Source organism: Vibrio sp. J2-4 (genome assembly GCF_021728155.1).
GTDB lineage: Bacteria > Pseudomonadota > Gammaproteobacteria > Enterobacterales > Vibrionaceae > Vibrio > Vibrio diabolicus.
On record NZ_JAKKCN010000004.1, the window covers coordinates 234,939 to 257,383 of the forward strand.

Annotated in this window: 22 protein-coding genes; 12 read left to right on the top strand and 10 right to left on the bottom strand. The window is 45.6% G+C overall.

The genetic code is table 11. The annotated features are described in order from the left end of the window. The first annotated feature begins 219 nt into the window (after positions 1-219). Positions 220-1,002 (top strand): DUF547 domain-containing protein, encoded by a 783-nt coding sequence (locus tag L3V32_RS15585; protein ID WP_237284664.1) that lies wholly within the window; start codon positions 220-222, stop codon positions 1,000-1,002. A 100-nt stretch (positions 1,003-1,102) separates the two neighbouring features. Here L3V32_RS15585 and djlA read toward each other — a convergent pair whose 3' ends face one another. After that, on the bottom strand, positions 1,103-1,957 hold the full coding sequence (djlA, locus tag L3V32_RS15590; RefSeq protein ID WP_005379675.1) for a co-chaperone DjlA: 855 nt from the start codon (positions 1,955-1,957) through the stop codon (positions 1,103-1,105). Positions 1,958-2,223: 266 nt separating this feature from the next. Here djlA and lptD point away from each other — a divergent pair, with 266 nt between their 5' ends. The 6 genes from lptD (at position 2,224) to L3V32_RS15620 (ending at position 8,985) form a co-directional block, all read left to right on the top strand. Continuing rightward, on the top strand, positions 2,224-4,569 hold the full coding sequence (gene lptD, locus L3V32_RS15595; RefSeq protein WP_006742729.1) for an LPS assembly protein LptD: 2,346 nt from the start codon (positions 2,224-2,226) through the stop codon (positions 4,567-4,569). Between the two features lie 60 nt (positions 4,570-4,629). Further along, the gene (surA, locus tag L3V32_RS15600; RefSeq protein ID WP_006742728.1) at positions 4,630-5,913 is read left to right on the top strand and encodes a peptidylprolyl isomerase SurA; all 1,284 of its coding nucleotides are present in this window, start codon (positions 4,630-4,632) and stop codon (positions 5,911-5,913) included. Next, positions 5,903-6,901 carry a 4-hydroxythreonine-4-phosphate dehydrogenase PdxA gene (gene pdxA / locus L3V32_RS15605; protein WP_005392286.1) on the top strand — a complete coding sequence of 333 codons (999 nt, stop codon included), beginning with the start codon at positions 5,903-5,905 and terminating at the stop codon, positions 6,899-6,901. Before surA ends, pdxA begins: the two co-directional genes overlap by 11 nt. Then, positions 6,898-7,707, top strand: a complete 810-nt coding sequence (gene rsmA, locus L3V32_RS15610; RefSeq protein WP_005379669.1) for a 16S rRNA (adenine(1518)-N(6)/adenine(1519)-N(6))-dimethyltransferase RsmA — start codon at positions 6,898-6,900, stop codon at positions 7,705-7,707. The genes pdxA and rsmA overlap by 4 nt, the downstream gene beginning before the upstream one ends. Positions 7,708-7,782: 75 nt before the next feature. Continuing rightward, positions 7,783-8,163, top strand: coding sequence for a Co2+/Mg2+ efflux protein ApaG (gene apaG, locus L3V32_RS15615; RefSeq protein WP_005379668.1), 381 nt, complete (start codon positions 7,783-7,785; stop codon positions 8,161-8,163). Positions 8,164-8,178: 15 nt separating this feature from the next. Next, the gene (locus L3V32_RS15620) at positions 8,179-8,985 is read left to right on the top strand and encodes a symmetrical bis(5'-nucleosyl)-tetraphosphatase (RefSeq protein WP_109168751.1); all 807 of its coding nucleotides are present in this window, start codon (positions 8,179-8,181) and stop codon (positions 8,983-8,985) included. A gap of 266 nt (positions 8,986-9,251) precedes the next feature. Here the strand turns inward: L3V32_RS15620 and folA are convergent, their stop codons facing one another. From folA to rplU, 6 genes are all read right to left on the bottom strand, one after another. Continuing rightward, positions 9,252-9,731 (bottom strand): type 3 dihydrofolate reductase, encoded by a 480-nt coding sequence (gene folA, locus L3V32_RS15625; RefSeq protein ID WP_005392293.1) that lies wholly within the window; start codon positions 9,729-9,731, stop codon positions 9,252-9,254. Positions 9,732-9,740: 9 nt separating this feature from the next. Further along, positions 9,741-10,214 (bottom strand): threonine/serine exporter family protein, encoded by a 474-nt coding sequence (locus tag L3V32_RS15630; protein ID WP_005392295.1) that lies wholly within the window; start codon positions 10,212-10,214, stop codon positions 9,741-9,743. Further along, positions 10,214-11,014: a threonine/serine exporter family protein gene (locus L3V32_RS15635; protein WP_048626598.1), complete on the bottom strand. Its 801-nt coding sequence runs from the start codon at positions 11,012-11,014 to the stop codon at positions 10,214-10,216. The genes L3V32_RS15630 and L3V32_RS15635 overlap by 1 nt, the downstream gene beginning before the upstream one ends. Positions 11,015-11,209: 195 nt before the next feature. Next, positions 11,210-12,385 (bottom strand): Obg family GTPase CgtA, encoded by a 1,176-nt coding sequence (gene cgtA, locus L3V32_RS15640; protein ID WP_109168750.1) that lies wholly within the window; start codon positions 12,383-12,385, stop codon positions 11,210-11,212. A 206-nt stretch (positions 12,386-12,591) separates the two neighbouring features. Beyond that, positions 12,592-12,849 carry a 50S ribosomal protein L27 gene (gene rpmA / locus L3V32_RS15645; RefSeq protein WP_005383095.1) on the bottom strand — a complete coding sequence of 86 codons (258 nt, stop codon included), beginning with the start codon at positions 12,847-12,849 and terminating at the stop codon, positions 12,592-12,594. Positions 12,850-12,869: 20 nt separating this feature from the next. Next, complete coding sequence (rplU, locus tag L3V32_RS15650) at positions 12,870-13,181, bottom strand: 50S ribosomal protein L21 (RefSeq protein WP_005383096.1); 312 nt, start codon at positions 13,179-13,181, stop codon at positions 12,870-12,872. 256 nt (positions 13,182-13,437) lie between these two features. Between rplU and ispB the strand changes: the two genes are divergently transcribed. After that, positions 13,438-14,409 (top strand): octaprenyl diphosphate synthase, encoded by a 972-nt coding sequence (gene ispB / locus L3V32_RS15655; RefSeq protein ID WP_005392297.1) that lies wholly within the window; start codon positions 13,438-13,440, stop codon positions 14,407-14,409. A gap of 88 nt (positions 14,410-14,497) precedes the next feature. On the opposite strand, the gene L3V32_RS15660 is transcribed toward ispB, so the two are convergent. Then, positions 14,498-14,689 carry a hypothetical protein gene (locus L3V32_RS15660; protein WP_005392299.1) on the bottom strand — a complete coding sequence of 64 codons (192 nt, stop codon included), beginning with the start codon at positions 14,687-14,689 and terminating at the stop codon, positions 14,498-14,500. 113 nt (positions 14,690-14,802) lie between these two features. Further along, on the bottom strand, positions 14,803-15,738 hold the full coding sequence (mdh, locus tag L3V32_RS15665; protein ID WP_005392300.1) for a malate dehydrogenase: 936 nt from the start codon (positions 15,736-15,738) through the stop codon (positions 14,803-14,805). A 359-nt stretch (positions 15,739-16,097) separates the two neighbouring features. Here mdh and argR point away from each other — a divergent pair, with 359 nt between their 5' ends. The 4 genes from argR (at position 16,098) to L3V32_RS15685 (ending at position 21,299) form a co-directional block, all read left to right on the top strand. Beyond that, the gene (argR, locus tag L3V32_RS15670; protein WP_031780246.1) at positions 16,098-16,568 is read left to right on the top strand and encodes a transcriptional regulator ArgR; all 471 of its coding nucleotides are present in this window, start codon (positions 16,098-16,100) and stop codon (positions 16,566-16,568) included. Positions 16,569-16,973: 405 nt separating this feature from the next. Continuing rightward, positions 16,974-17,942: a TAXI family TRAP transporter solute-binding subunit gene (locus L3V32_RS15675; protein WP_005392302.1), complete on the top strand. Its 969-nt coding sequence runs from the start codon at positions 16,974-16,976 to the stop codon at positions 17,940-17,942. Between the two features lie 295 nt (positions 17,943-18,237). Then, positions 18,238-20,817, top strand: a complete 2,580-nt coding sequence (locus tag L3V32_RS15680) for a TRAP transporter permease (RefSeq protein ID WP_065644958.1) — start codon at positions 18,238-18,240, stop codon at positions 20,815-20,817. Positions 20,818-20,861: 44 nt separating this feature from the next. Then, the gene (locus L3V32_RS15685) at positions 20,862-21,299 is read left to right on the top strand and encodes a universal stress protein (RefSeq protein ID WP_005392306.1); all 438 of its coding nucleotides are present in this window, start codon (positions 20,862-20,864) and stop codon (positions 21,297-21,299) included. 63 nt (positions 21,300-21,362) lie between these two features. On the opposite strand, the gene L3V32_RS15690 is transcribed toward L3V32_RS15685, so the two are convergent. Then, a complete protein-coding gene (locus tag L3V32_RS15690; RefSeq protein WP_005392308.1) occupies positions 21,363-22,439 on the bottom strand; it encodes an alkene reductase in 1,077 nt (358 codons plus the stop codon). Positions 22,440-22,445 lie beyond the last annotated feature (6 nt).

A 22,445-nucleotide genomic window follows, 5' to 3' on the forward strand; every position in this document is an offset into this window, starting at 1 on the left:
CGGCGAAGGAGCGTGATTCAGGATCGACTGCCAGAATGTACTGTGCAGATTCATACTTTCTTTACTCAAGCGTTTGTGGGGATTAGATTCCTGCTGTCGCTTATGCTCCTCGGAATGACGGAGAATAAAGGCAACTGATTACTGATTACTGATTACTGAAAGAAAACAAGCACTCAACAGGTCTACACTATCAACAATATCTCATTCAAAGGTATCTCTATGAAGCGTCTGTTATTGCTATTGTGTGCTCTGGTTTCTTTCTCAGCGTTCGCTGCTCCTAAATCTGACTTGTGGCCGTATTGGCAACAATCGAATCAGGCCAACCAAACACACATTTCGCACCAGGAATGGCAACAACTGTTAGACAATTACTTGGTTGAACAAGATGAGAATACTTTGTTCCGCTATAGCAAAGTCACGGCTTCCGACAAAGCGAAGTTAAAGCAGTACATCCGACGACTGGTAAAACTCGATCCATTGCAGTACAACCAAGCAGAGCAATACGCCTATTGGGTGAACCTTTACAACGCCATCACGGTAGATCTTATTTTGGATAACTATCCCGTCGAATCCATCACCAAGCTAGGTGGTTTATTTAGCTTTGGGCCTTGGGGAGACGATGTGGTCGTGGTCAACGGGAAGGATCTGACTTTAAACGATATTGAACATCGAATTTTGCGTCCAATTTGGAATGACCCAAGAACGCATTACGCCGTAAATTGTGCAAGTTTGGGATGCCCTAACCTACAAGCTCAAGCATTCACTGCCGAAAACACTGAAGCCTTACTTGAAAGTGCTGCCAAAGCGTTTATTAACAGCAACAAAGGCGTATCTATCCAAGGAAACACGGCGCAGCTGTCTTCCATTTATGATTGGTTTGCAGCGGACTTTGGTGGAGAAAAACAAGTCTTCAGCCACATCGCGAAGTACGCGCCACAATACAAAGACTTCTCTGGAAAAGTGAAGTACGAATACGATTGGAGTTTGAATCAAGCTGACTAATTTATCGCCACCGTTCAGCTTGCAACGCTTTTGGTCACCCGTAACCCAAAAGCTAAAAAGGGCACCAAGTGCCCTTTTTACTTTCTAGATTTTGACAAAATCACTTAAAGCCTTTGACCTTTTTAATCAGATCGTAAGCGTTTTGAATCTCTTGAGATTTTTCTTTCGCTACGTTCATCATCTCTGGTGGTAGACCTTTAGCCATCAATTTGTCTGGGTGGTGCTCGTTCATCAGTTTACGATAAGCACGCTTGACGGTTTTACTGTCGGCATCTGAAGACACATCCAGAATTTTGTACGCGTCAGCCAGTTGATCCGCTTGTGAAGCTTGTTGCCAGCTACCACCAGAAGATTGGCCTTGATGCTGACCATGAAAACCTCCTTGGCTTTGGAAACGGAATGCGGCTTCTTGCATTTGCAAGCGACGCTCTAGCTGCTCAGAAGAGAAACCCAAACCACGTGCTATTTTGTGTAACACATTTCGTTCACTAGGATGAATCGATCCATCTGCAAAGGCCGCCGAGATTTGTAGTTCAAGGAAAAATTGCAACAAGTCAAAGCGGCCTGCTGTCGAAATTTTCACACGAACAAGAACGTCTTCTAACGGAAAGTCACTGCCTTTACCTTCACGAAACGCATCTTGCGCAGCGCGGCGCTGTTCGCCATGCAAATTCATGCGATCCATCATTGCAGAAGCAAGTTGGATTTCCTCTTTGGTGACTTGGCCTTTCGCTTTTGCCACATGTCCCATTACCGCAAACGCCGCTTTAAAAAATTCTTCTTGGCGCTGAGCTTGACTCGGCCCTTTTCCAAAGCCGCCAGTTGAGAACCCGGCTTGACTCAAGCGACGTGCTTTATCGAATTGATGGCCAATAAATAAGCCAAAGAGTAAACCTAGCGGCCCGCCAAGTAACAAGCCAAAAAAGGCACCCAGAATTTTGCCAAAAATATGCATTATGTGTTCTCTATCAATGAATTTTTATCGACGACGGCGGTCTTATAGTGCCGGATGCAACGATTTCCTTTATGATAATGGAATTAGTTTTATTTCGGCTAGGCCATTTCGCCTGCTTATCTTTGCAGCTATTTTGTCGTCATTATGCCACAGTGAATCAATACGCTGGGATAAATGCGACTATAGTTGATTCATTTGGCTATTACGCTAGGGTACAACAAGCCCTATAGCCATCGAGTAGTAGTGACACAGGAAAGTTCAATTCAATGCAACATTTCTCCCGCACATGTTTAGCGGCCTCTATCAGCACCGCCTTGTTTGTACCCACCACTCAAGCTGAAGCGAATATCCATGATAGTGTGCAGGAAATGCCCGCCACAGATCAATGTTTGGTCGATACCAGTGGCGAGGAGGACGCTCTTAATACCCCAGTAGTGGTAGAAGCTGACACCCTGCAAGCCATCAATGGTGACAAAGCTCAGTACTCAGGTAATGTACAAGTCACCCAAGGCCAGAAGAAAATCACCGCAGATAGCGTAACGCTGCACCAACAAGACAACGTCGTGGTTGCCGAAGGCAACGTGACTTTCAATGACGGCCAAGTCAAAGCTCGATCTGATCGTGTTACTAATGACATCAACCAAGACACGTTTTCACTGGAGAACACCGATTATCAGTTCCTTTGCCAACAAGGTCGAGGTACAGCAGCATACATTGCGCGTACAGGTCAGTCGGTTTATGAACTCGAAGATGGTTCTATTACATCATGTCCTCAAGGCGACAATTCATGGCGTTTAGTGGCATCAGGTATTGACGTTGACCAAGATGAAGAGACGGCGACGCTGCACCATCCTCGATTTGAAGTGTTAGACGTTCCTGTTTTCTATGTGCCGTATCTAACCATGCCAATTGGAGATACGCGTAAAACGGGTTTCCTCTTCCCTTCTTTATCGTACGGTTCTAGTGATGGTATGGAAGTCGAGGTGCCATTCTATTGGAACATCGCGCCTCAATATGACATGACACTCACCACGCTCTATATGCAGCAACGTGGTACAAAACTCGATACTGATTTCCGCTACCTAACAGATGGTTGGGGAAATGGGGAAATCAAAGGCGAATACCTCAATAGCGATCGTAAATATCAGGACGAGTCTCGTTGGGGCTACCAAGTTAAACACGACGGTATCATCAATAAACAGTGGATAGTCAAAGTCGATTACTCAAAAGTGAGTGATATTGATTACTTCCTCGATCTCGACTCCGATATTGGTAACCGTGAAGATGGTCAACTGGTTCAAGAAGGACAAGTACAATATCGTTCTGATTTCTGGGATGCCTCGTTAACCGTTCGCGACTTCCAAATCTTATTGAAAGAAGAGAACCGCCCTTATCGCCTGCTTCCTCAGTTAGACTTGAACTACTACACGCCATTGTGGGGAGATTACCTCAACTTTGACGTGAAGAGCCAAGTCAGCCGCTTTGATACAAGTGATGCTGCGCGACCAAATGCGACCCGTGTTCATATTGAGCCAGGACTTACATTGCCGCTTTCAAATTCATGGGCAACGTGGACAACGGAAGCTCGCGTGCTTTCCACGTACTACTCTCAAGACTTAACGGGTCTGACAGATGTCAACTTGCAAAACCAGTTAGATGACGAAGTTTCTCGTGTTATCCCCGAGTTCCGTACGCATGCGCAACTTTACTTAGAGCGAGACACGAGTTGGATCAAGGGCTACACACAAACACTGGAGCCTCAGCTGCAGTACTTGTACGTACCTGAAGAAGATCAAACCAATATCTACAACTACGATACCACCTTGCTACAAACCGACTACTACGGGCTATTCCGCAGTCGTAAGTACAGTGGCATTGATAAAATCGCCTCTGCGAACCAGTTAAGCTACGGTGCAAGTACGCGCTTCTTTGATGATGACTATAAAGAGCGTCTTAACGTTTCATTTGGTCAGATTTACTACTTCGATAAAAAGACCAAACTGAGCAACAGCCCAAATCTTCCGGATGAGACCACCAACTACTCATCATGGGCGATTGAAGCTGATTTCAACTACAACGATTACTTGTTCTATCACGGTGGAATTCAATACGATATCGATTTGAGCTCCATGCAGTTGGCGAACAGTACCTTAGAGTACCAATTTAACGGTGGCTTTATTCAGGGTAACTATCGTTACGTCACGCGTGAATACATCGAAGATACGATCATTCTCGAAAACCTAGACACAATTACTCGTAAAGGCATTTCACAAGCAGGTATTGTAGCGGCCTACGAGTTCAACCCGAACTGGTCTGCAAGTGGTCAATACTACTACGACCTAAATGAAAATGCGGACCTAGAATGGCTAGCGAGCCTGCGTTACCAGTCTGACTGTTGGTACATTGGTGTGACTTACGCCAACCAATTGCTTGGTTGGGAAAACCAAACTATCGGCAGCACTGGCGCATCACCTGAATACGAAAATAACTTTAGCGTTAACTTCGGTATTCAAGGCTTTGCGACCAATCAGCGTGAAGACACTGCAGTCAAAGAACTGGATGGTTCTGACAACGCGATTAAGTACGGCCGCCCATTCTATCTGAACAATTAATCGAAATAGGCGTCTTAAATGAATAAGACGCCTATTCAAAAAATACTGACGGAATTTTAAATGAAAATTTGGAAATCAATCTTATTCACGACCCTACTCTCTTGCGGAGCGGTTGCAGCACCAGTAGAGATCGATAAGGTTGCGGTCATCGTGAACGACGGTGTAATTCTACAAAGCGACATCGAAACAGCGATGAAAACGCTGCAAGCCAACGCACGTCAAAGCGGAAAGAGCTTACCTTCTGCTAGCGTGTTAAAAGAACAAGTTGTTGAAAAGCTGATTATTGACACGTTGCAAGGCCAAGAAGCAGACCGTATCGGTGTGCGTATTGACGATAACCGCTTAAACCAAGCGATTGCGGAGATCGCACGTAATAATGAGCAATCGGTAGAACAACTCGCCGCTTCTGTAGAAAGTGAAGGCTTGAGTTACCCAGAATTCCGCGAACAAATTCGTAAGGAAATCGCCGCTTCAGAAGCCCGTAATGCACTGGTTCGTCGCCGTATTAATATCCTTCCAGCAGAAGTCGACAGCCTTGCTGAGCAACTATCACAAGAAACCAATGCGACCGTTCAATACAAAATTGGACACATTCAACTGCGCTTCTCTGATGACAAAGAAAAGTCTGCTGTAGAAGCAGAAGCAAAAGCGCTGGCGAAAAAGCTAAACGAAGGTGCAGACTTTACGGAGATGGCCTACACCTACTCAAAAGGTCCTAAAGCTTTACAAGGTGGTGACTGGGGTTGGATGCGTAAAGAAGAGATGCCAACCATCTTTGCCGATCAGATCAAAATGCAAAACAAAGGCAGCATCATTGGCCCATTCCGTAGTGGTGTCGGTTTCCACATCCTAAAAATTGAGGATGTAAAAGGCCTAGAAACGGTTGCGGTAACGGAAGTAAATGCGCGTCATATTTTGATTAAACCAACCGTGATTCTGAGCGATGAAGGGGCGAAGAAGCAACTGAATGAATTTGTACGCCGCATCAAAGCTGGCGAAGCCACTTTCGCTCAACTGGCAACACAATACAGCCAAGACCCTGGTTCGGCAGCGCAAGACGGTGAGCTAGGTTATCAAACGCCAGATCTGTACGTGCCAGAATTTAAACACCAAGTAGAAACTCTGCCTGTTGGCTCAATCAGCGAACCGTTCAAAACCGTTCACGGCTGGCATATCGTTGAAGTGTTGGATCGTCGCCAAGTTGACCGCACTGACTCAGCGATGAAGAATAAGGCTTACCGTATTCTATTTAACCGTAAATTTAATGAAGAAGCGGGCGCATGGATGCAAGAACTACGCGCAAGTGCGTTTGTTGAAATCGTGGATGACAACAATGACAACTAATACAATTCGTAGAATTGTCGTAACCGCAGGGGAACCTGCGGGTATCGGCCCAGACTTAGTGCTTGCCTTATCGAAGGAAGATTGGGCGCACCAAATTGTCGTCTGCGCCGATAAAAATATGCTGATGGACAGAGCCAAGCAGCTTGGCATTGAAGTCCAACTGTCTGATTACAATCCAGAAGAAGCGCCTAAAGCACAAAAAGCAGGCACGCTTATCGTTGATCATATCCAAATATCGGAACCTGCGGTCGCAGGCGAGCTCAACGAAGCGAATGGTCACTATGTACTAAAAACGCTAGAAAGAGCCGCTTTAGGCTGTATGAATGATGAATTTGATGCTATTGTCACCGGCCCTGTTCATAAGGGGGTGATTAATCGCGCAGGTGTTGCATTCAGTGGTCATACTGAGTTTTTCGCCGAGAAGTCAAAAACGCCGCTAGTCGTCATGATGCTAGCAACGAAAGGACTACGAGTGGCGCTGGTCACAACACATATTCCTTTAGCATATGTGTCCAAAGCGGTCACCGAAGAGCGATTAGAAAAAATCATCGATATTCTTCATAAAGACCTTGTAGAAAAGTTTGCTATCGCACAACCAAACATCTATGTTTGCGGGCTTAACCCTCATGCTGGCGAAGATGGCTGCTTAGGTCGTGAAGAGATCGAAACCATCACTCCGACACTGGAAAAGATTCGACAAGAAAAAGGTATCAACCTGATCGGCCCTTTGCCGGCAGATACCATTTTCAATGAAAAATATTTAAATGATGCTGATGCTGTTTTAGGCATGTACCACGACCAAGTGTTGCCAGTATTAAAATACAAAGGCTTTGGTCGTTCAGTAAACATTACTCTTGGTCTACCTTTTATTAGAACATCGGTGGATCACGGTACTGCATTAGATCTGGCAGGGACAGGTCAAGCGGATACAGGGAGTTTCCGAACAGCGCTCACGCATGCGATAGATTTGGTAGAGAAGAAACAATGAGAAATGATGTCCATTTAGGACACAAAGCGCGTAAACGTTTTGGTCAAAACTTCCTGAACGATCCATACATTATTGATGGAATCGTATCAGCGATTAACCCAAAACCAGGTCAAAACCTGGTTGAAATCGGTCCTGGTCTCGGTGCAATCACTGAGCCGGTAGGTCGTGAAGTGGATAAGTTCACAGTTATCGAATTAGACCGCGATCTGGCAGAACGCCTACGTACTCACCCTGAACTGGCGGATAAGTTGACCATCCATGAGGGTGACGCTATGCGTTTTGACTTCACTCAATTAGTGAAGCCAAACAACAAGCTACGCATTTTCGGTAACTTGCCGTACAACATCTCTACACCATTGATGTTCCACCTTTTTGAATTCCATAAAGACATTCAAGACATGCACTTTATGCTGCAAAAAGAAGTGGTAAACCGCTTAGCCGCCGGCCCTGGCAGCAAAGCTTACGGCCGTTTAACGGTAATGGCTCAGTACTACTGTAAAGTGGTACCAGTACTGGAAGTACCGCCAACGGCATTCGTTCCACCACCGAAAGTGGACTCTGCCGTTGTTCGTTTAGTGCCATACGAAGAGCTGCCATGCCCTGCGAAAGATCTGCGTTTGCTGGATCGCGTTTGTCGTGAAGGCTTTAACCAACGTCGTAAAACAGTTCGTAACTGCTACAAATCGTTGTTAAGCACAGAAGTACTAGAAGAGCTAGGTGTTAATCCAAGCATGCGTCCAGAGAACCTGACGCTAGAACAATTCGTCGCGATGGCGAACTGGCTTGCGGATAACCCGCAGCACTAAGAACTCAAACGATAAGCCAAACCCTTGCCGGTTTGGCTTATTATTATTGGGATATTACGTTTCTGAGGAGTGCACATGGACGTCATTCAACCTTGCATCAAAATTCAAGTTCACACCAAATACATCGAAGAACAGTCCAATCCTGAGCTACAACGCTACGTTTTCGCCTATATCATCACCATCAAAAACCTTAGCCAACAAACCGTGCAGTTAGTGAGCCGTCGCTGGTTAATCACAGACTCGAATGGCAAGCAAATGACGGTTGAAGGTGATGGTGTGGTGGGTCAACAACCTTTTATTCCAAGCAATGATGAATACACGTACAGTAGCGGAACCGCGTTAGAAACCCCTGTCGGCGTTATGCAAGGGCACTACAAAATGCTGGATGAAAAAGGACAGGAGTTCATCACCGAAATTGAACCATTTCGTCTTGCTGTTCCAAATGTTTTAAATTAGTAAATTGGAGATTCAGTGGCTACCTATATTGTTGGTGATATTCAAGGCTGTTTTGATGAATTGCAGCGACTACTAGAACAGGTCTCTTTCTCTGCGAAAAAAGACCAACTTTGGCTCGCTGGTGATTTGGTCGCCAGAGGGCCTAAATCACTAGAAACTTTACGCTTTGTGAAGTCGCTTGGCACAAGCGCAACCGTGGTGCTTGGTAATCACGACCTTCACCTGCTCGCCGTTGCTCACGGGATAAAAAAGGTCAAAGACAAAGATAAAACCGCGCCTATTTTCACTGCACCCGATAAAGAAGATCTATTGGCATGGATAGCTCAGCAACCTCTTATGGCCGAGCATGACGAGTTCGTGATGTGTCACGCTGGGATATCACCGCAGTGGAATCTAAAAACCGCAAGAAAATGTGCCCGCGAAGTTGAACGCATCATCCAAAGTGAAGAGCTGCCTTGGCTCTTAAAAAACATGTACAGTAATCAACCTGATTCCTGGGATGACTCTCTACAGGGTTTGGATCGATACCGTTATATTATCAATGCTTTTACGCGGATGCGCTTTTGTTTCCCCGATGGTCGTCTGGATATGGATTGTAAACTACCACCACAACAAGTTTCCGGTAACGAACTTATTCCATGGTTTGATGTACCTCAGCGCGTTCACCTCAATAAAACGGTGTTATTTGGTCACTGGGCTGCACTACAAGGCCATGTAGACGAAGAGATCATCGGTCTGGATACTGGCTGTGTTTGGGGCGGAAGCCTAACCATGCTCCGTTGGGACGATAAGAAAATCTTTACTCAGGATGCGTTAAGTTAAACACTGAATAATAGTCGATAATCCATCGTAGGGAGAATGCCTGTCACCTAACATCTCCTGTAGAGTCATTCCAGCGACTTAGCGAAACTAGGAATCTAATATCCGCACGCTGCGGGTAGATAGAGATACCTTTGACAACAAAGTACTCGTATAGAAGATCCTGAATCACGCTCCTCCGTCGCTTTCAGGATGATGGCAGGCCGGGATGGCCGCTCGGTGTTATACGAACGGCATTACCGTATTAACTACGCTGTTTTAATTTCGAATTACTTTTCTAACACAGTAAAGCGCATGTTGTAGGCGTTCTTCTCATCCGCTTGATACGTTTCTGAATAGGTTTCCTTAAATTGATCTCCCCAGTCTGGGAACTGAGTATCACCATCAATCGCGGCTTCAATGTGTGTTACATACAGTTTATTGGCCATCGGCAGACAAGCTGCGTAAATCGCACCACCACCAATGATCATCACTTCTTCCACGTCACCAGCCACGTCCAAAGCTTGCTCAATCGATGTTACTGTAGTGACGCCTTCGATCTTTAGTGTCTCATCACGGCTGATAACAATATTCAAGCGACCAGGTAAAGGGCGACCAATAGACTCATAGGTTTTGCGTCCCATCACAACCGGTTTTCCCATAGTACAACGCTTAAACCAAGCGAAATCGGCGGGAAGATGCCAAGGCATTTGATTGTCTTTGCCAATGATGCGATTGTCGGCCATCGCGGCAATCATACTAATGATCATGTTAGGTCCTTATACAATAGGTCTGCGGCGATAGAATAACAGCCCTGGAACAGCAAGACCAACAGCTAAACCTGCAATAATAAACATGGCCTTAAGAAAGTTCTCCATACAAGTTGCAACGAGCTCAGGTGAATAACCAATATGGTTGATCTCAACCATGGCTATCATTGCTTTGTAAGCAAACACGCCAGGTACCATCGGGATCAAAGCTGCCACAGTGAACACTTTTGGGTGCGCGAGAAAGCGGCGAGACCAGTACACACCAATCATCCCAACTAGCGTCGCGGCAAAAAAGGTCGCCCATTCAATGGGAATACCAAACTGCATCATCAAATAACGGCTGCCGTGTCCAATCGCGCCGCCAACAGCACAATACACTAAAGCTCTTTGTGGCACGTTAAAAACCAGTGCAAATCCAACTGCGGGAATCGCAGCGAAAAACATGTCATTCAGCAGGCCAAGCATCAAATCAAATAAACTCATTAGATTGCCCACCCCCAAATTCCAGTAACGCTCATCGCAGCAACGATGCCCAAACACGTCGCCAACGTCAGTAAGCTGGCCATCACAAACCGGGCAATACCCATGTTAATGTGCCCTTTCAGCATGTCTGCCACTGAGTTAATCAACGGGAAACCCGGTACGAGCATTAATACCGACGATGCCATTGCAACGGTGGGCATATTGCCGATTTGGTAGATTTCCGCTTGCGCAGAAATTAGGGTCGTGACAAAGGCGGTCGCTGCAAAGTTCAGTAAAGGGTTAAAGTGACGATGACCAATTTCTTGGCGAACGATCATGCCACCAGCTGATGCTAAAAAGGTCATAACAAATACCCCCCAATCGCCACCTGCCAGATGACTGAATGCCGCACATGACAAGCCAATCATAAACACCACCAGCCAGCGGTTATAACGCTCTGGACTGATGGCGTTCAGCTTTTTCTGCGCCATGGTTGCATCGAGCAGCCCACGCTCCATCATGATGCAGATACGTTGAATTTGCGTAATAACGCGCATATTAATGCCACGATCGGCACAACTTCGGGTGGTGGTGATGCAGTGTCCATCCATTACCGTCGTTACAACCAGTGCATTAGCTGATAGCGCAACCGCAACTTCATTAACCCCACAAGCAAGGCCAATACGGCGCATAATATCGCTCACCAGAGTACTTTCAGCACCATGAGCGAGTAGCATTTGCCCGGCTTGGGCAACAAGGCGAGAAATAGATCGTTGAGTGGATACCGCCAACTCTCCAGACGGTATGGTTTCTAGAGTCATAAATCAGTCTAATTCCTTTTAGGGTGTTGCTCATTCATACGCGAGAGGTCCAAACTAGCCCTCAAAAATCACGACGTATCGGCTATTGTGCCGTAAATCACACCATCTAAATATGATTTAGATACAAAAAAAGCCGCAATAAATAATTGCGGCTTAATGAATTATTGGCAAACAGGCATTGTTTGACGGTTCTGATTAGTCACGAACGTAGACAACGTGACCGTCATCTTCTTCATCGTCCCAGTCATCCCAATCGTCGTCGTCATCTTCAGTGATAACGTCTTTACCCGCCATCGCATCTTTATGGTAGTCATCCCACATGAAGTTAACTTTATCTTCTTCAGCCACTTCTTCCTCTTCGCGAGGTAGATTATCCATAAAGTCAGCCAGTTTGTAACAAAGCTCTTTAGTACCGTTGCGGTTGATCGCCGAGATCTTAAAGAACTCGTCTTCCCAGCCTAGTGCGTCTAAGATTTCTTGGATCTTCTCATTCGCTTCTTCTTCAGGCATTAAATCAACTTTGTTGAATACTAACCAGCGTGGCTTGCTTGCCAGTTTTTCACTGTATTGCTCTAGCTCATCAATGATCGTTAGTGCATTTTGCACCGGATCAGACTGATCAATTGGCATAATATCGATCATGTGCAGCAACACTCGGCAACGCTCTAAGTGCTTCAAGAATCGAATACCAAGACCAGCGCCATCTGCTGCACCTTCGATAAGACCTGGAATGTCTGCAACAACAAAGCTTTTCTCTGGTACGACACTCACTACGCCCAAGCTTGGGATCAACGTCGTGAATGGGTAATCAGCGACTTTTGGTTTTGCTGCTGAGACTGCGCGGATAAAGGTTGATTTACCTGCATTAGGTAGACCAAGCATACCAACGTCAGCAAGAAGCAATAGCTCAAGGCGAATTTCACGTACTTCACCTTTTGTGCCTAATGTTCTTTGACGAGGCGCGCGGTTTACTGAAGATTTGAAACGCGTGTTACCTAGACCGTGCCAACCGCCTTTTGCGATCATCACTTTCTTACCGTGTTCAGCAACTTCTGCCACGATTTCATTTGTGTGGATATCCACTGCGCGCGTACCTACAGGTACACGAAGAACGATGTCTTTACCACGTTTACCAGTACAGTTACCACCGCGGCCATTCTCACCACGCTCCGCTTCGTAGAAGCGCTGGAAACGATAATCAATCAGAGTGTTAAGGTTTTCATCGGCTTGGATATAAACATCACCACCGTCGCCACCATCACCGCCATCAGGGCCACCTTTAGTGATGAATTTTTCACGCCAGAAACTGACAACGCCGCTACCGCCGTCGCCAGCCTGAACTTTTACTACCGCTTCATCTACGAACTTCATCTTTTACTCCGACTACTTCGTGCGTGGATTAAATCTACTTTGTCATCTGACAATTTTAGCAGATGACAGATCTAAGCTCCCAGCCCACAAATAACGTGGAAACGAGAAACTTCGATATGTCGACTGCCATAAATAAAAAACCCCGCCGATTCGGCAGGGCTTTTGAATTCAGCTTAAAGCTATTAAGTAACTTGGTAAAAACCTAATTACTCAGCTTCGATGCTTACAAACTTACGGTTCTTAGGACCTTTCACTTCGAACTTCACTTTACCTTCAGTAAGAGCGAATAGAGTGTGGTCTTTACCGATACCTACGTTGTTACCAGCGTGGAACTTAGTACCACGTTGACGAACGATGATGTTACCTGCAAGTACAGATTCACCACCGAAACGCTTAACACCTAGACGTTTGCTTTCTGAATCGCGGCCGTTACGAGTAGAACCACCAGCTTTTTTGTGTGCCATTGTTAAACTCTCCTAATAGATTAAGCGTTGATACCAGTGATCTTCACTTCAGTGAACCACTGACGGTGACCCTGTTGCTTACGAGAGTGCTTACGACGACGGAACTTAACGATTTTAACTTTATCGCCACGACCGTGTTGTACAACTTCAGCAACAATTTTGCCGCCCTCTACAAGAGGAGCACCAACTTTGATGTCTTCGCCGTTAGCAACAAGAAGAACTTTATCAAATTCTACAGTTGCACCAGTTTCAACGTCTAATTTCTCTAAACGAAGAGTTTGACCTTCGCTTACACGGTGTTGTTTACCACCAGATTGGAAAACAGCGTACATATTTTACTCCGCTTTTTCCGCACAGCCTTTCTTGAGGGTGTGCGCTAAACTAATCATCAATAGGGCGCAGATTCTACAGAATAGATGCTCCTATGACAAGCCATATTTTGAAAAAATTGGCGAAAAGCTAATCGCCAAAGAAAAGTGCGGCAATCATGCCCTTTAGTAATGTATTAATCAACGTTTTTTAGTGTATTATTCGACAATTATATAAATCGAATAAGCCTTGCAGGGTCTAACTTCAGCCGGATATACGATGGATTTTAAAACTATCCAAGCGCTTACTGCCGATGACATGGCAAAAGTGAATGAAACAATTCAAGCCCAACTTAATTCTGATGTCTCTTTAATCAACCAGCTCGGTTTTTATATCGTGAGTGGTGGAGGCAAACGTCTGAGACCGCTTTTAGCGATACTGTCAGCCCGCGCACTTGGTTACCAAGGCAACGGTCATACCATGGCAGCTGCGTTTATTGAGTTCATCCATACAGCGACTTTGCTGCATGATGACGTGGTCGACGAATCAGACATGCGCCGCGGTAAAGCAACTGCGAATGCTGCATTTGGCAATGCTGCTAGCGTGTTAGTTGGGGACTTTATCTATACTCGCTCATTCCAAATGATGACGGAGCTAGGATCCATGAAGATCCTTAAGCTAATGAGCAACGCCGTAAATGTGATCGCCGAAGGTGAAGTTCAGCAGTTGATGAACTGTAACGATCCTGACACGACAGAAGAAAGCTACATGCAAGTCATCTACTCTAAGACGGCACGCTTATTTGAGTCCGCAACTCAAATTGGCGCAATCTTAAACGATGCTCCTGAGCATGTTGAAATCGCAATGCAAAATTACGGTAAGTATTTGGGTACTGCGTTTCAGCTTATTGATGACGTCATGGATTACACCTCTGATGGCGAAGACATGGGTAAAAATGTGGGGGATGATTTGGCTGAAGGCAAGCCAACTTTACCTCTACTTCACGCTATGCGTAATACCACGCCAGACAATGCCCTCATGATTCGCGAAGCAATTGAGAAGGCCAATGGCATGGATCGCTTAGAAGAAATTCTCGCGGTGATGAAAGAGGCCGGATCTCTGGAATACACGACGCAAAAAGCACTAGAAGAAGCAGACAAAGCAATCGAAGAACTATCAGTATTGCCGGAATCTGAATACAAGCAAGCGCTTATTACTCTGGCTCATGTCGCGGTACAACGCACGAAGTAATCATAGCAACCCATACGCAAGACTTAAAACAACAAGGAAGAGCAAGCTCTTCCTTTTTTGTATCTGATACCTAATGCCGTGATAAGCGCTAGTAATATCTGTCACTACCGCCATGCAGTTGTGGGTCATCTTCTATTTCATCAAAGCTAACCGCAATCTGCTGATCAGAACCTTGTTTCGACAACAGTACCGTCTCTGCTTCACGGTCGACCACCAATATCGTACCTACGCCCTGCTGGCATTCAACAACCATGCCTTTACGGATTCGACTTGCTTCCATCATCTTCTCCTTCACCACGTTGTTTTGATCAAGTAATTTTACGAAGCAGAGAAGCCAAAGATCAAAAAAGCCGATCATTTTGATCGGCTTTCTTCTTATTCGGGCTTTCTAGATTACTTTGCGAATTCAACACCAATATTGATGTCGCCATTTAGTGTTTCTAGCATACCGTCTAGTGCAGACTTTTCGTAGTCGCTGAGTTTGCCGTAGCTTAGTACTTCTTCTACGCCTTCTTTACCTAGTTTCACAGGCTGTGCGAAGTAAGTCGCGTGCTCACCGTCGCCTTCAACGTATGCACATTCAACTACGCCTTCTTCACCTTGAAGAGCACGAACTAGAGACAGACCAAAGCGACATGCAGCTTGGCCCATTGATAGTGTTGCACTACCACCACCCGCTTTCGCTTCTACAACTTCGGTACCTGCGTTTTGAATACGTTTCGTTAATGCTTCTACTTCTTCAGCTGTAAACTCAACGCCTTCCACTTGAGACAGTAGAGGTAAGATCGTTACGCCAGAGTGACCACCGATAACAGGTACGCGAATGTCACCTGGATCTTTGTCTTTTAGCTCTGCAACGAATGTTTCTGAACGGATAACGTCAAGTGTTGTTACACCGAACAAGCGACGCTTATCGTAAACACCCGCTTTTTTAAGTACTTCAGCGGCAATTGGCACTGTTGTATTTACCGGGTTTGTGATGATACCAACACAAGCTTTCGGACAAACAACCGCAATCTTCTCCGCTAGCGACTTAACGATACCAGCATTTACATTGAATAGATCCGCGCGATCCATACCAGGCTTACGAGCAACACCTGCAGAAATCAGCACAACATCCGCACCTTCTAGTGCTGGAGTAGGATCTTCACCCGCGTAACCTTTGATAGAAACTGGCGTCGGGATGTGGCTAAGATCAGCAGCCACACCAGGAGTTACTGGAGCAATATCGTATAGGGCTAAATCAGAACCAGCAGGAAGACGGTTCTTAAGTAGAAGGGCCAGGGCTTGCCCGATGCCACCAGCGGCACCAATAACGGCTACTTTCATGTAGTTCTCCTTGAGAGTATTTCTCTTATAAACGTATTCGTAGGGTAGTTTGTAACCAACTTAAATAAAGCTATCGGAATCACAACTTGATTACAATCAATTAACGCTAGCTTTGCGACCTCGCGCAACTCGCTGTTACCGTGCTACAAATGGGGCTTGGATTATTCTTTTATTCTGTTGAAATGACAAGGAATTCAAGAAAACAAAAACAGCCCTACTTCATATAGTTAAAGAATTCCATGTGGTATATAGTTTACAGTGACGTAACTAACATAATACTGGGACTCTTTGGCACCGCATGAATATATATGCGAGAATATGCAAAATTGCTGACCCGTAATAAGAGATTCGTAATGACTATGCGCAATTCAGAAAAACAAGACAACTTAGTCCGCGCCTTTAAAGCCCTATTAAAAGAAGAGAGCTTTGGCTCACAGGGTGAGATTGTTGATGCACTCAAACAACAAGGATTTGAAAGCATTAACCAATCGAAAGTATCACGCATGCTGACTAAATTTGGCGCCGTCCGCACACGCAATGCAAAAATGGAAATGGTTTACTGCCTTCCTGCTGAGCTAGGCGTACCGACTGTAAGCAGCTCTTTGCGTGAACTGGTGCTAGACATTGACCATAACGCGGCATTAGTTGTTATCCATACTGGCCCTGGTGCTGCGCAGTTGATTGCTCGCTTGCTTGACTCACTGGGTAAATCCGAAGGTATTCTTGGTGTTGTTGCAGGTGATGACACTATCTTTATCACTCCAACGATGGCGATTACGACTGAACAGTTGTTCAAATCAGTGTGTGAACTGTTCGAATACACTGGCTAAGTTCTTTCACATTTAGATCAGCTAACTCTTTGTGGGCTATAAAAGAAATCTCATTTTGTAGCCCATGATTTATGTAAATTCTTTGCTTATCCAGACCATTATTTAACCACCTATTTTGTGATTAACATCACGCAATTGATCTTTTTCACTTCGTTCACTTAATACTTATTAAGTGTTTGTTATAAAAAGAATTAAATCACAAATCTAACACTATCCTCCTGCACAAGATTCAGACTTATCAACTATAACATTTAACAATTGGATAATTTTCTGCCAATTTTTTGTTATGATTCGCTCGCTTTTTCAAACGATTGGATTGGAAAAGATGCCGTTTCCAAATAGGAAACTCCAGAAGTGATTTATGGTTATTTCCGGGTAAATAATGAATATAAGGAAGGGAAATTCATGGCATTTAACAAACTTCTCAAAGTAGGCGCTATCGCTGCAGCAGTAATGGGTGCAGGCGCAGTTAACGCTCAAGAGTTTATTACTATCGGTACTGGCTCTGTTACAGGTGTTTACTACCCTACTGGTGGTGCTATCTGTAAATTGGTCAATAAAGGTCGTAAAGAACACAACATTCGTTGTTCAGTAGAATCGACTGGCGGCTCTATTTACAACGTTAACACTATCCGTGCTGGCGAGTTAGATTTTGGTATCGTGCAATCGGATTGGCAGTACCACGGCTACAACGGTACGAGTAAGTTTGCGGAACAAGGCCCGTACAAAAAGCTACGTGCAATGTTCTCTCTTCATACAGAACCTTTCAACATCATTGCTCGTGCAGATTCAGGTATCGAAAACGTTGAAGACCTAAAAGGTAAGCGCGTAAACATCGGTAACCCTGGCTCTGGTGACCGTGCAACCATGGGCGTTGTTATGGAAGCGATGGGCTGGACAAACGACAGCTTCAAATTGGCTTCTGAGCTAAAGGGCTCTGAGCGTTCTCAAGCACTTTGTGACAACAAAATTGACGCATTCATTTACATGGTGGGTCACCCGAACGGTTCAATCAAAGAAGCAACAACATCATGTGATGCTAAGCTAGTTTCTGCAACAGGCCCGAAAATCGATAAGATTGTTGCTGATAACCCATACTACGCCTTTAGCTCAGTGCCAGCTGGCATGTATCGTGGCACAGACAAAGACGTAAACAGCTTTGGTGTTGCGGCAACGATGGTTACAACAGCAGACGTTTCAGACGATGTCGCTTACAACGTTGCAAAAGCCGTGTTTGAAAACTTCGATACGTTCAAACGTCTACACCCTGCGTTTGCAAACCTGAAAAAAGAAGACATGGTGAAAGCGGGTCTATCTATCCCTCTTCACCCAGGTGCAGAAAAATACTACAAAGAAGTGGGTCTACTTAAGTAACTTCCTCAGACTCCAAACTCACAGGCAGGAAAAGATGGTTTTCTGCCTGTTTGAGCATGCAGGTTGTAGCACGTGCTAACTGCATGCTTCATTCGCCAGTTTTCTTCCGAAAATTGCGAGTTCATACCCAAGAAAAACTTAAACGCCGCCTAGCAGAGTCTCCAAAATTCAACACTTTGAGTTCAGGCAGCAAAATACTCGAAAGCAAACTTCGCTCCATTCGCTACACTGATAAAGGCGAAGTGTGGTTCTCGATAAAAATCCGACAGGACCATCAATAATAAGGAAAAAGTACATGGCGACGAATCAAGCTCCGTCACAAGATGTGCAAGAAATGGTGGCTCAGGCAGACACAGGTGCACGTAGCCCCTCGGGAATGCAAGGACGAATCCTTTGGTTTGTTCCTCTGTGTTGGTCACTATTTCAATTATGGTACGCATCTCCGCTACCATTTATTTTTAATTTCGGCGTACTGAACGACACGGAAGCGCGATCAATCCACCTCACTTTCGCGATCTTCTTGGCTTTCACTGCTTATCCAGCGATGAAAAATTCCCCTCGCGATCATATCCCTCTTGTCGATTGGATATTGGCGCTAGCAGGTAGTTTTTCTGCGGCATATATTTACCTTTTTTATACCGAGCTAGCTGGACGTTCCGGTGCACCAACAACGGTAGATATCGTCGTTGCTGTCATCGGTATGGTTCTCCTTTTAGAAGCAACGCGCCGAGCGCTCGGTCCACCACTGATGGTGGTTGCTGCTGTCTTCCTTACTTACACCTTTGCCGGCCCTTACATGCCCGATGTTATCGCGCATAAAGGAGCGAGCTTAAACAAGGCCATGTCTCACTTATGGCTAACAACGGAAGGTGTATTCGGTGTCGCATTAGGCGTTTCAACCTCTTTTGTGTTCTTGTTTGTATTGTTTGGCGCCATGCTGGAACGTGCTGGCGCAGGTGCTTACTTCATTAAAGTCGCCTTTTCTTTACTGGGTCATATGAAAGGTGGTCCTGCAAAAGCGGCCGTTGTTGCATCTGGTTTATCCGGGCTTGTTTCTGGCTCTTCAATCGCAAACGTGGTAACCACTGGTACCTTTACCATCCCATTGATGAAACGTGTCGGTTTTCCGGGCACCAAAGCGGGAGCCGTTGAAGTTGCCGCCTCAACTAATGGTCAGTTAACACCACCAATCATGGGCGCAGCGGCATTCTTGATGGTGGAATATGTCGGTATCTCATACGTTGAGGTGATTAAGGCTGCCCTACTTCCGGCACTTATCTCTTACATCGCTTTGATTTACATCGTTCACCTTGAGGCGTGTAAAGCGGGTATGACAGGTCTTCCTCGTCGCCACAACCCAACGTTAGTGCAAAGTTTGCTTTCCTTTACTGGCACAATCTTAGGACTGTGTGTGATCAGCGCATTGGTTTACTACGGAGTGGGTTGGACGAAAGATGTCTTTGGTGATGCCGCGACGCCAATTGTTACGGTTGCCCTGTTAATTGCGTACGTTGGCTTGGTGAAGATCTCAGCAAATCACGTGCAAGATGGCGCAATTGAGATTGATGCAGAGTTAACAGAAGTACCAGATCCTGGCCCAACGGTTAAATCTGGTTTGCACTATCTACTGCCTATCGTTGTATTGGTTTGGTGTCTGACTGTAGAGCGCTTCTCGCCAGGTCTTTCAGCATTCTGGGCAACGGTGTTCATGATTTTCATTTTGCTGACTCAGCGTCCATTGATTGCTCTGTTATCAAAGCAAGGTGACATGATGCAGCAAACCAAAGATGGCTTCGTCGATCTGGCTGAGAGCTTGGTTGCTGGCGCTCGCAATATGATTGGTATCGGCGTTGCAACGGCAGCGGCAGGTACCGTAGTTGGGGTCGTCACCCTAACGGGTATCGGCCTGGTCATGACGGACTTCGTTGAGTTTATCTCTGGCGGTAGCATCATTCTTATGCTGCTGTTTACCGCAATAATCAGCTTGGTTCTTGGGATGGGTCTACCGACAACGGCGAACTACATCGTAGTATCTACGTTGATGGCACCGGTTATTGTCACGCTAGGTGCAGCACATGGCTTGATCATCCCACTCATTGCGGTGCACTTGTTCGTTTTCTACTTTGGTATTTTGGCCGACGACACCCCACCCGTAGGTCTTGCGGCATTTGCGGCGGCTGCGATTGCTAAATCAGACCCAATTCGTACAGGTATCCAAGGCTTTACTTACGATATTCGAACCGCCATTTTGCCATTCATGTTTGTGTTCAATACCCAGCTACTGTTGATGGGGATAGACTCTTGGTGGCATTTAGCACTCACTGTCATCTCATCGATCATTGCGATGCTGATCTTCTCCGCCGCAACACAAGGATGGTGGTTCACGCGTAACAAGTGGTGGGAAACCGTTCTATTATTAGTACTGACATTTTCGTTTTTCCGTCCTGGTTTTTGGTGGGACATGCTGTATCCAGCGAAAGTTCTTTCTCCTGGCGTTGAGGTAGCTCAAATCACGGAAACGCTAAATGTAGGAGAATCATTGGAGCTACGTGTTGCCGGCGAAAACCTTGAAGGCGACTACATCGAGAAAACGGTTCGTCTTCCATTCGAAGACAGTGCGACAACAGCGGAAGCACGCATTTCGTCTATGGGTCTGATGCTGACCGAAAGCGACAACAAAATGATTGTCGATATGGTCGAGTTTGGTAGCCCGGCAGAGTCTGCAGGTATCGACTTTGATTGGGAGATCAAGTGGGTTATCCAAGATGCAGAACGTCCGATGAAAGAATGGGTATTTGTGCCATGCTTAATGATTTTGCTGGTGCTTGCCATGAACCAAAAACGTCGTGCTCGTAAGGAACAATTGAGCGCATAACCGATTTGGCCCCGAGGACAAGGGGCCTTAGTGAGAGACATTGAATGTACAAACAAATTCTTGTTCCGGTTGATCTAAATGACCAAGGCTTTTCAGACCGAGCGGTTGAACTAGCGGTTTGGCAGGCAAAGCAAGCGAATGCGCAAATCCACCTTCTAACAGTACTACCTGGTATTCACATGTCGATGGTTGCTACATACTTCCCAAAAGATGCAGCAGCCAAAATGAAGCAAGACGTGAAGCAGCAATTAAAAGCTTTTGCCAATAAGCATATTGCTGAAGATGTGGTGTACCAAGTGCATGTTGCTGAGGGCAAAGCCTACGCGACGATTCTTGATTATGCAGAGCGCTTGGGCGCTGATCTCATCATTATGCCAAGTCACAAGCGTTCTAAAATCAATAAAGTAATGCTTGGCTCTGTCGCAAGTAAGGTCGTGGAATATTCTCCAATCAATGTGATGGTCGTGAAACCGCAAGGTTAAACAACTAAAGAAACGAAAAAGGACGCTAACATTAGCGTCCTTTTTATATTGAACAAGTAAGGATTATGCCATTACTGGGTAATCGGTATAACCTTCTGCTCCACCTAAATAAAAGTGCTCAGGTTTTGCCTCATTAAGAGGTGCATTTTTCTTAAATCGCTCAACTAAATCAGGGTTGGCGATAAATGGAACGCCAAATGCGACCACATCAACTTGATTTTCTGCAATTGCCGTTGTCGCTTCTTGTGCACTGTAGCCCACGTTGGCCATTAGGTAACCTTGATAGTTTTCGCGTGCTGGCTTGAGAACATCTGCTTTTTGTACGCCCTTTAGATCCGCACGCATCACGTGCCAATAAGCAAGATCGAAAGCATTAAGTTGCTTAGCTAAGTAACGAACCAAGCCAACCGGATCGCTGTCTTTCATGTCATTAAATCCATTTAATGGTGATGTGCGCAGCCCTACTCTTCCAGGTCCCCATACCTCGACCACTTCTTTAACTATCTCAAGTAAAAAACGGGCACGATTTTCGACTGAGCCACCGTATTCATCAGTACGTAAATTCGAACCATCACGAAGAAAGTTATCGATAAGATAACCATTGGCGCCATGTATCTCCACACCATCAAAGCCTGCTTTCTTGGCGTTTTCCGCACCTTGCTTAAACGCCGCCACAATAGAAGCTATCTCATCCACTTCGAGTGCTCGTGGTACCGTATATGCTTGCTTACCGGAAGGGGTATGGACTAACTCATCACGAATGGCTAGTGCGCTCGCTGCAACAGGCGTTTTCCCATCATTCAGTTCAGGATGACAAGCGCGTCCCGCATGCCAAATTTGCAATACGATCTTACCGCCTCTCTCATGAACCGCATCCGTTACCTTTTTCCAAGCTGCAATTTGTTCTTCGTTATAAATGCCCGGTTCTGCCATAAAAGCAGACGTTCCTTCCATCACCATGGTGCATTCAGCAATGATAAGTCCAGCACTCGCGCGTTGAGCATAGTACTCAACCATAAGGTCATTCGGGATATGATCTGCGCTGGCACGAGCGCGCGTTAAAGGGGCCATAATGGCACGGTTATCTAATGCTAATTGACCGAGTTCGATAGGAGAAAATAAGTCTACAGAGTTGGACATGTTGTT

Excerpts from the sequence above, each read along its gene's own strand:
- L3V32_RS15685 (WP_005392306.1), top strand. The coding sequence starts at position 20,862 with ATGTACAAACAAATTCTTGTTCCGGTTGATCTAAATGACCAAGGCTTT.
- rsmA (WP_005379669.1), top strand. The coding sequence starts at position 6,898 with ATGAGAAATGATGTCCATTTAGGACACAAAGCGCGTAAACGTTTTGGT.
- djlA (WP_005379675.1), bottom strand. The coding sequence starts at position 1,957 with ATGCATATTTTTGGCAAAATTCTGGGTGCCTTTTTTGGCTTGTTACTT.
- L3V32_RS15635 (WP_048626598.1), bottom strand. The coding sequence starts at position 11,014 with ATGACTCTAGAAACCATACCGTCTGGAGAGTTGGCGGTATCCACTCAA.
- L3V32_RS15585 (WP_237284664.1), top strand. The coding sequence starts at position 220 with ATGAAGCGTCTGTTATTGCTATTGTGTGCTCTGGTTTCTTTCTCAGCG.
- L3V32_RS15675 (WP_005392302.1), top strand. The coding sequence starts at position 16,974 with ATGGCATTTAACAAACTTCTCAAAGTAGGCGCTATCGCTGCAGCAGTA.
- apaG (WP_005379668.1), top strand. The coding sequence starts at position 7,783 with ATGGACGTCATTCAACCTTGCATCAAAATTCAAGTTCACACCAAATAC.
- pdxA (WP_005392286.1), top strand. The coding sequence starts at position 5,903 with ATGACAACTAATACAATTCGTAGAATTGTCGTAACCGCAGGGGAACCT.
- cgtA (WP_109168750.1), bottom strand. The coding sequence starts at position 12,385 with ATGAAGTTCGTAGATGAAGCGGTAGTAAAAGTTCAGGCTGGCGACGGC.
- L3V32_RS15680 (WP_065644958.1), top strand. The coding sequence starts at position 18,238 with ATGGCGACGAATCAAGCTCCGTCACAAGATGTGCAAGAAATGGTGGCT.
- L3V32_RS15690 (WP_005392308.1), bottom strand. The coding sequence starts at position 22,439 with ATGTCCAACTCTGTAGACTTATTTTCTCCTATCGAACTCGGTCAATTA.
- argR (WP_031780246.1), top strand. The coding sequence starts at position 16,098 with ATGCGCAATTCAGAAAAACAAGACAACTTAGTCCGCGCCTTTAAAGCC.
- folA (WP_005392293.1), bottom strand. The coding sequence starts at position 9,731 with ATGATCATTAGTATGATTGCCGCGATGGCCGACAATCGCATCATTGGC.
- mdh (WP_005392300.1), bottom strand. The coding sequence starts at position 15,738 with ATGAAAGTAGCCGTTATTGGTGCCGCTGGTGGCATCGGGCAAGCCCTG.
- lptD (WP_006742729.1), top strand. The coding sequence starts at position 2,224 with ATGCAACATTTCTCCCGCACATGTTTAGCGGCCTCTATCAGCACCGCC.
- surA (WP_006742728.1), top strand. The coding sequence starts at position 4,630 with ATGAAAATTTGGAAATCAATCTTATTCACGACCCTACTCTCTTGCGGA.
- L3V32_RS15660 (WP_005392299.1), bottom strand. The coding sequence starts at position 14,689 with ATGGAAGCAAGTCGAATCCGTAAAGGCATGGTTGTTGAATGCCAGCAG.
- L3V32_RS15630 (WP_005392295.1), bottom strand. The coding sequence starts at position 10,214 with ATGAGTTTATTTGATTTGATGCTTGGCCTGCTGAATGACATGTTTTTC.
- rpmA (WP_005383095.1), bottom strand. The coding sequence starts at position 12,849 with ATGGCACACAAAAAAGCTGGTGGTTCTACTCGTAACGGCCGCGATTCA.
- ispB (WP_005392297.1), top strand. The coding sequence starts at position 13,438 with ATGGATTTTAAAACTATCCAAGCGCTTACTGCCGATGACATGGCAAAA.
- rplU (WP_005383096.1), bottom strand. The coding sequence starts at position 13,181 with ATGTACGCTGTTTTCCAATCTGGTGGTAAACAACACCGTGTAAGCGAA.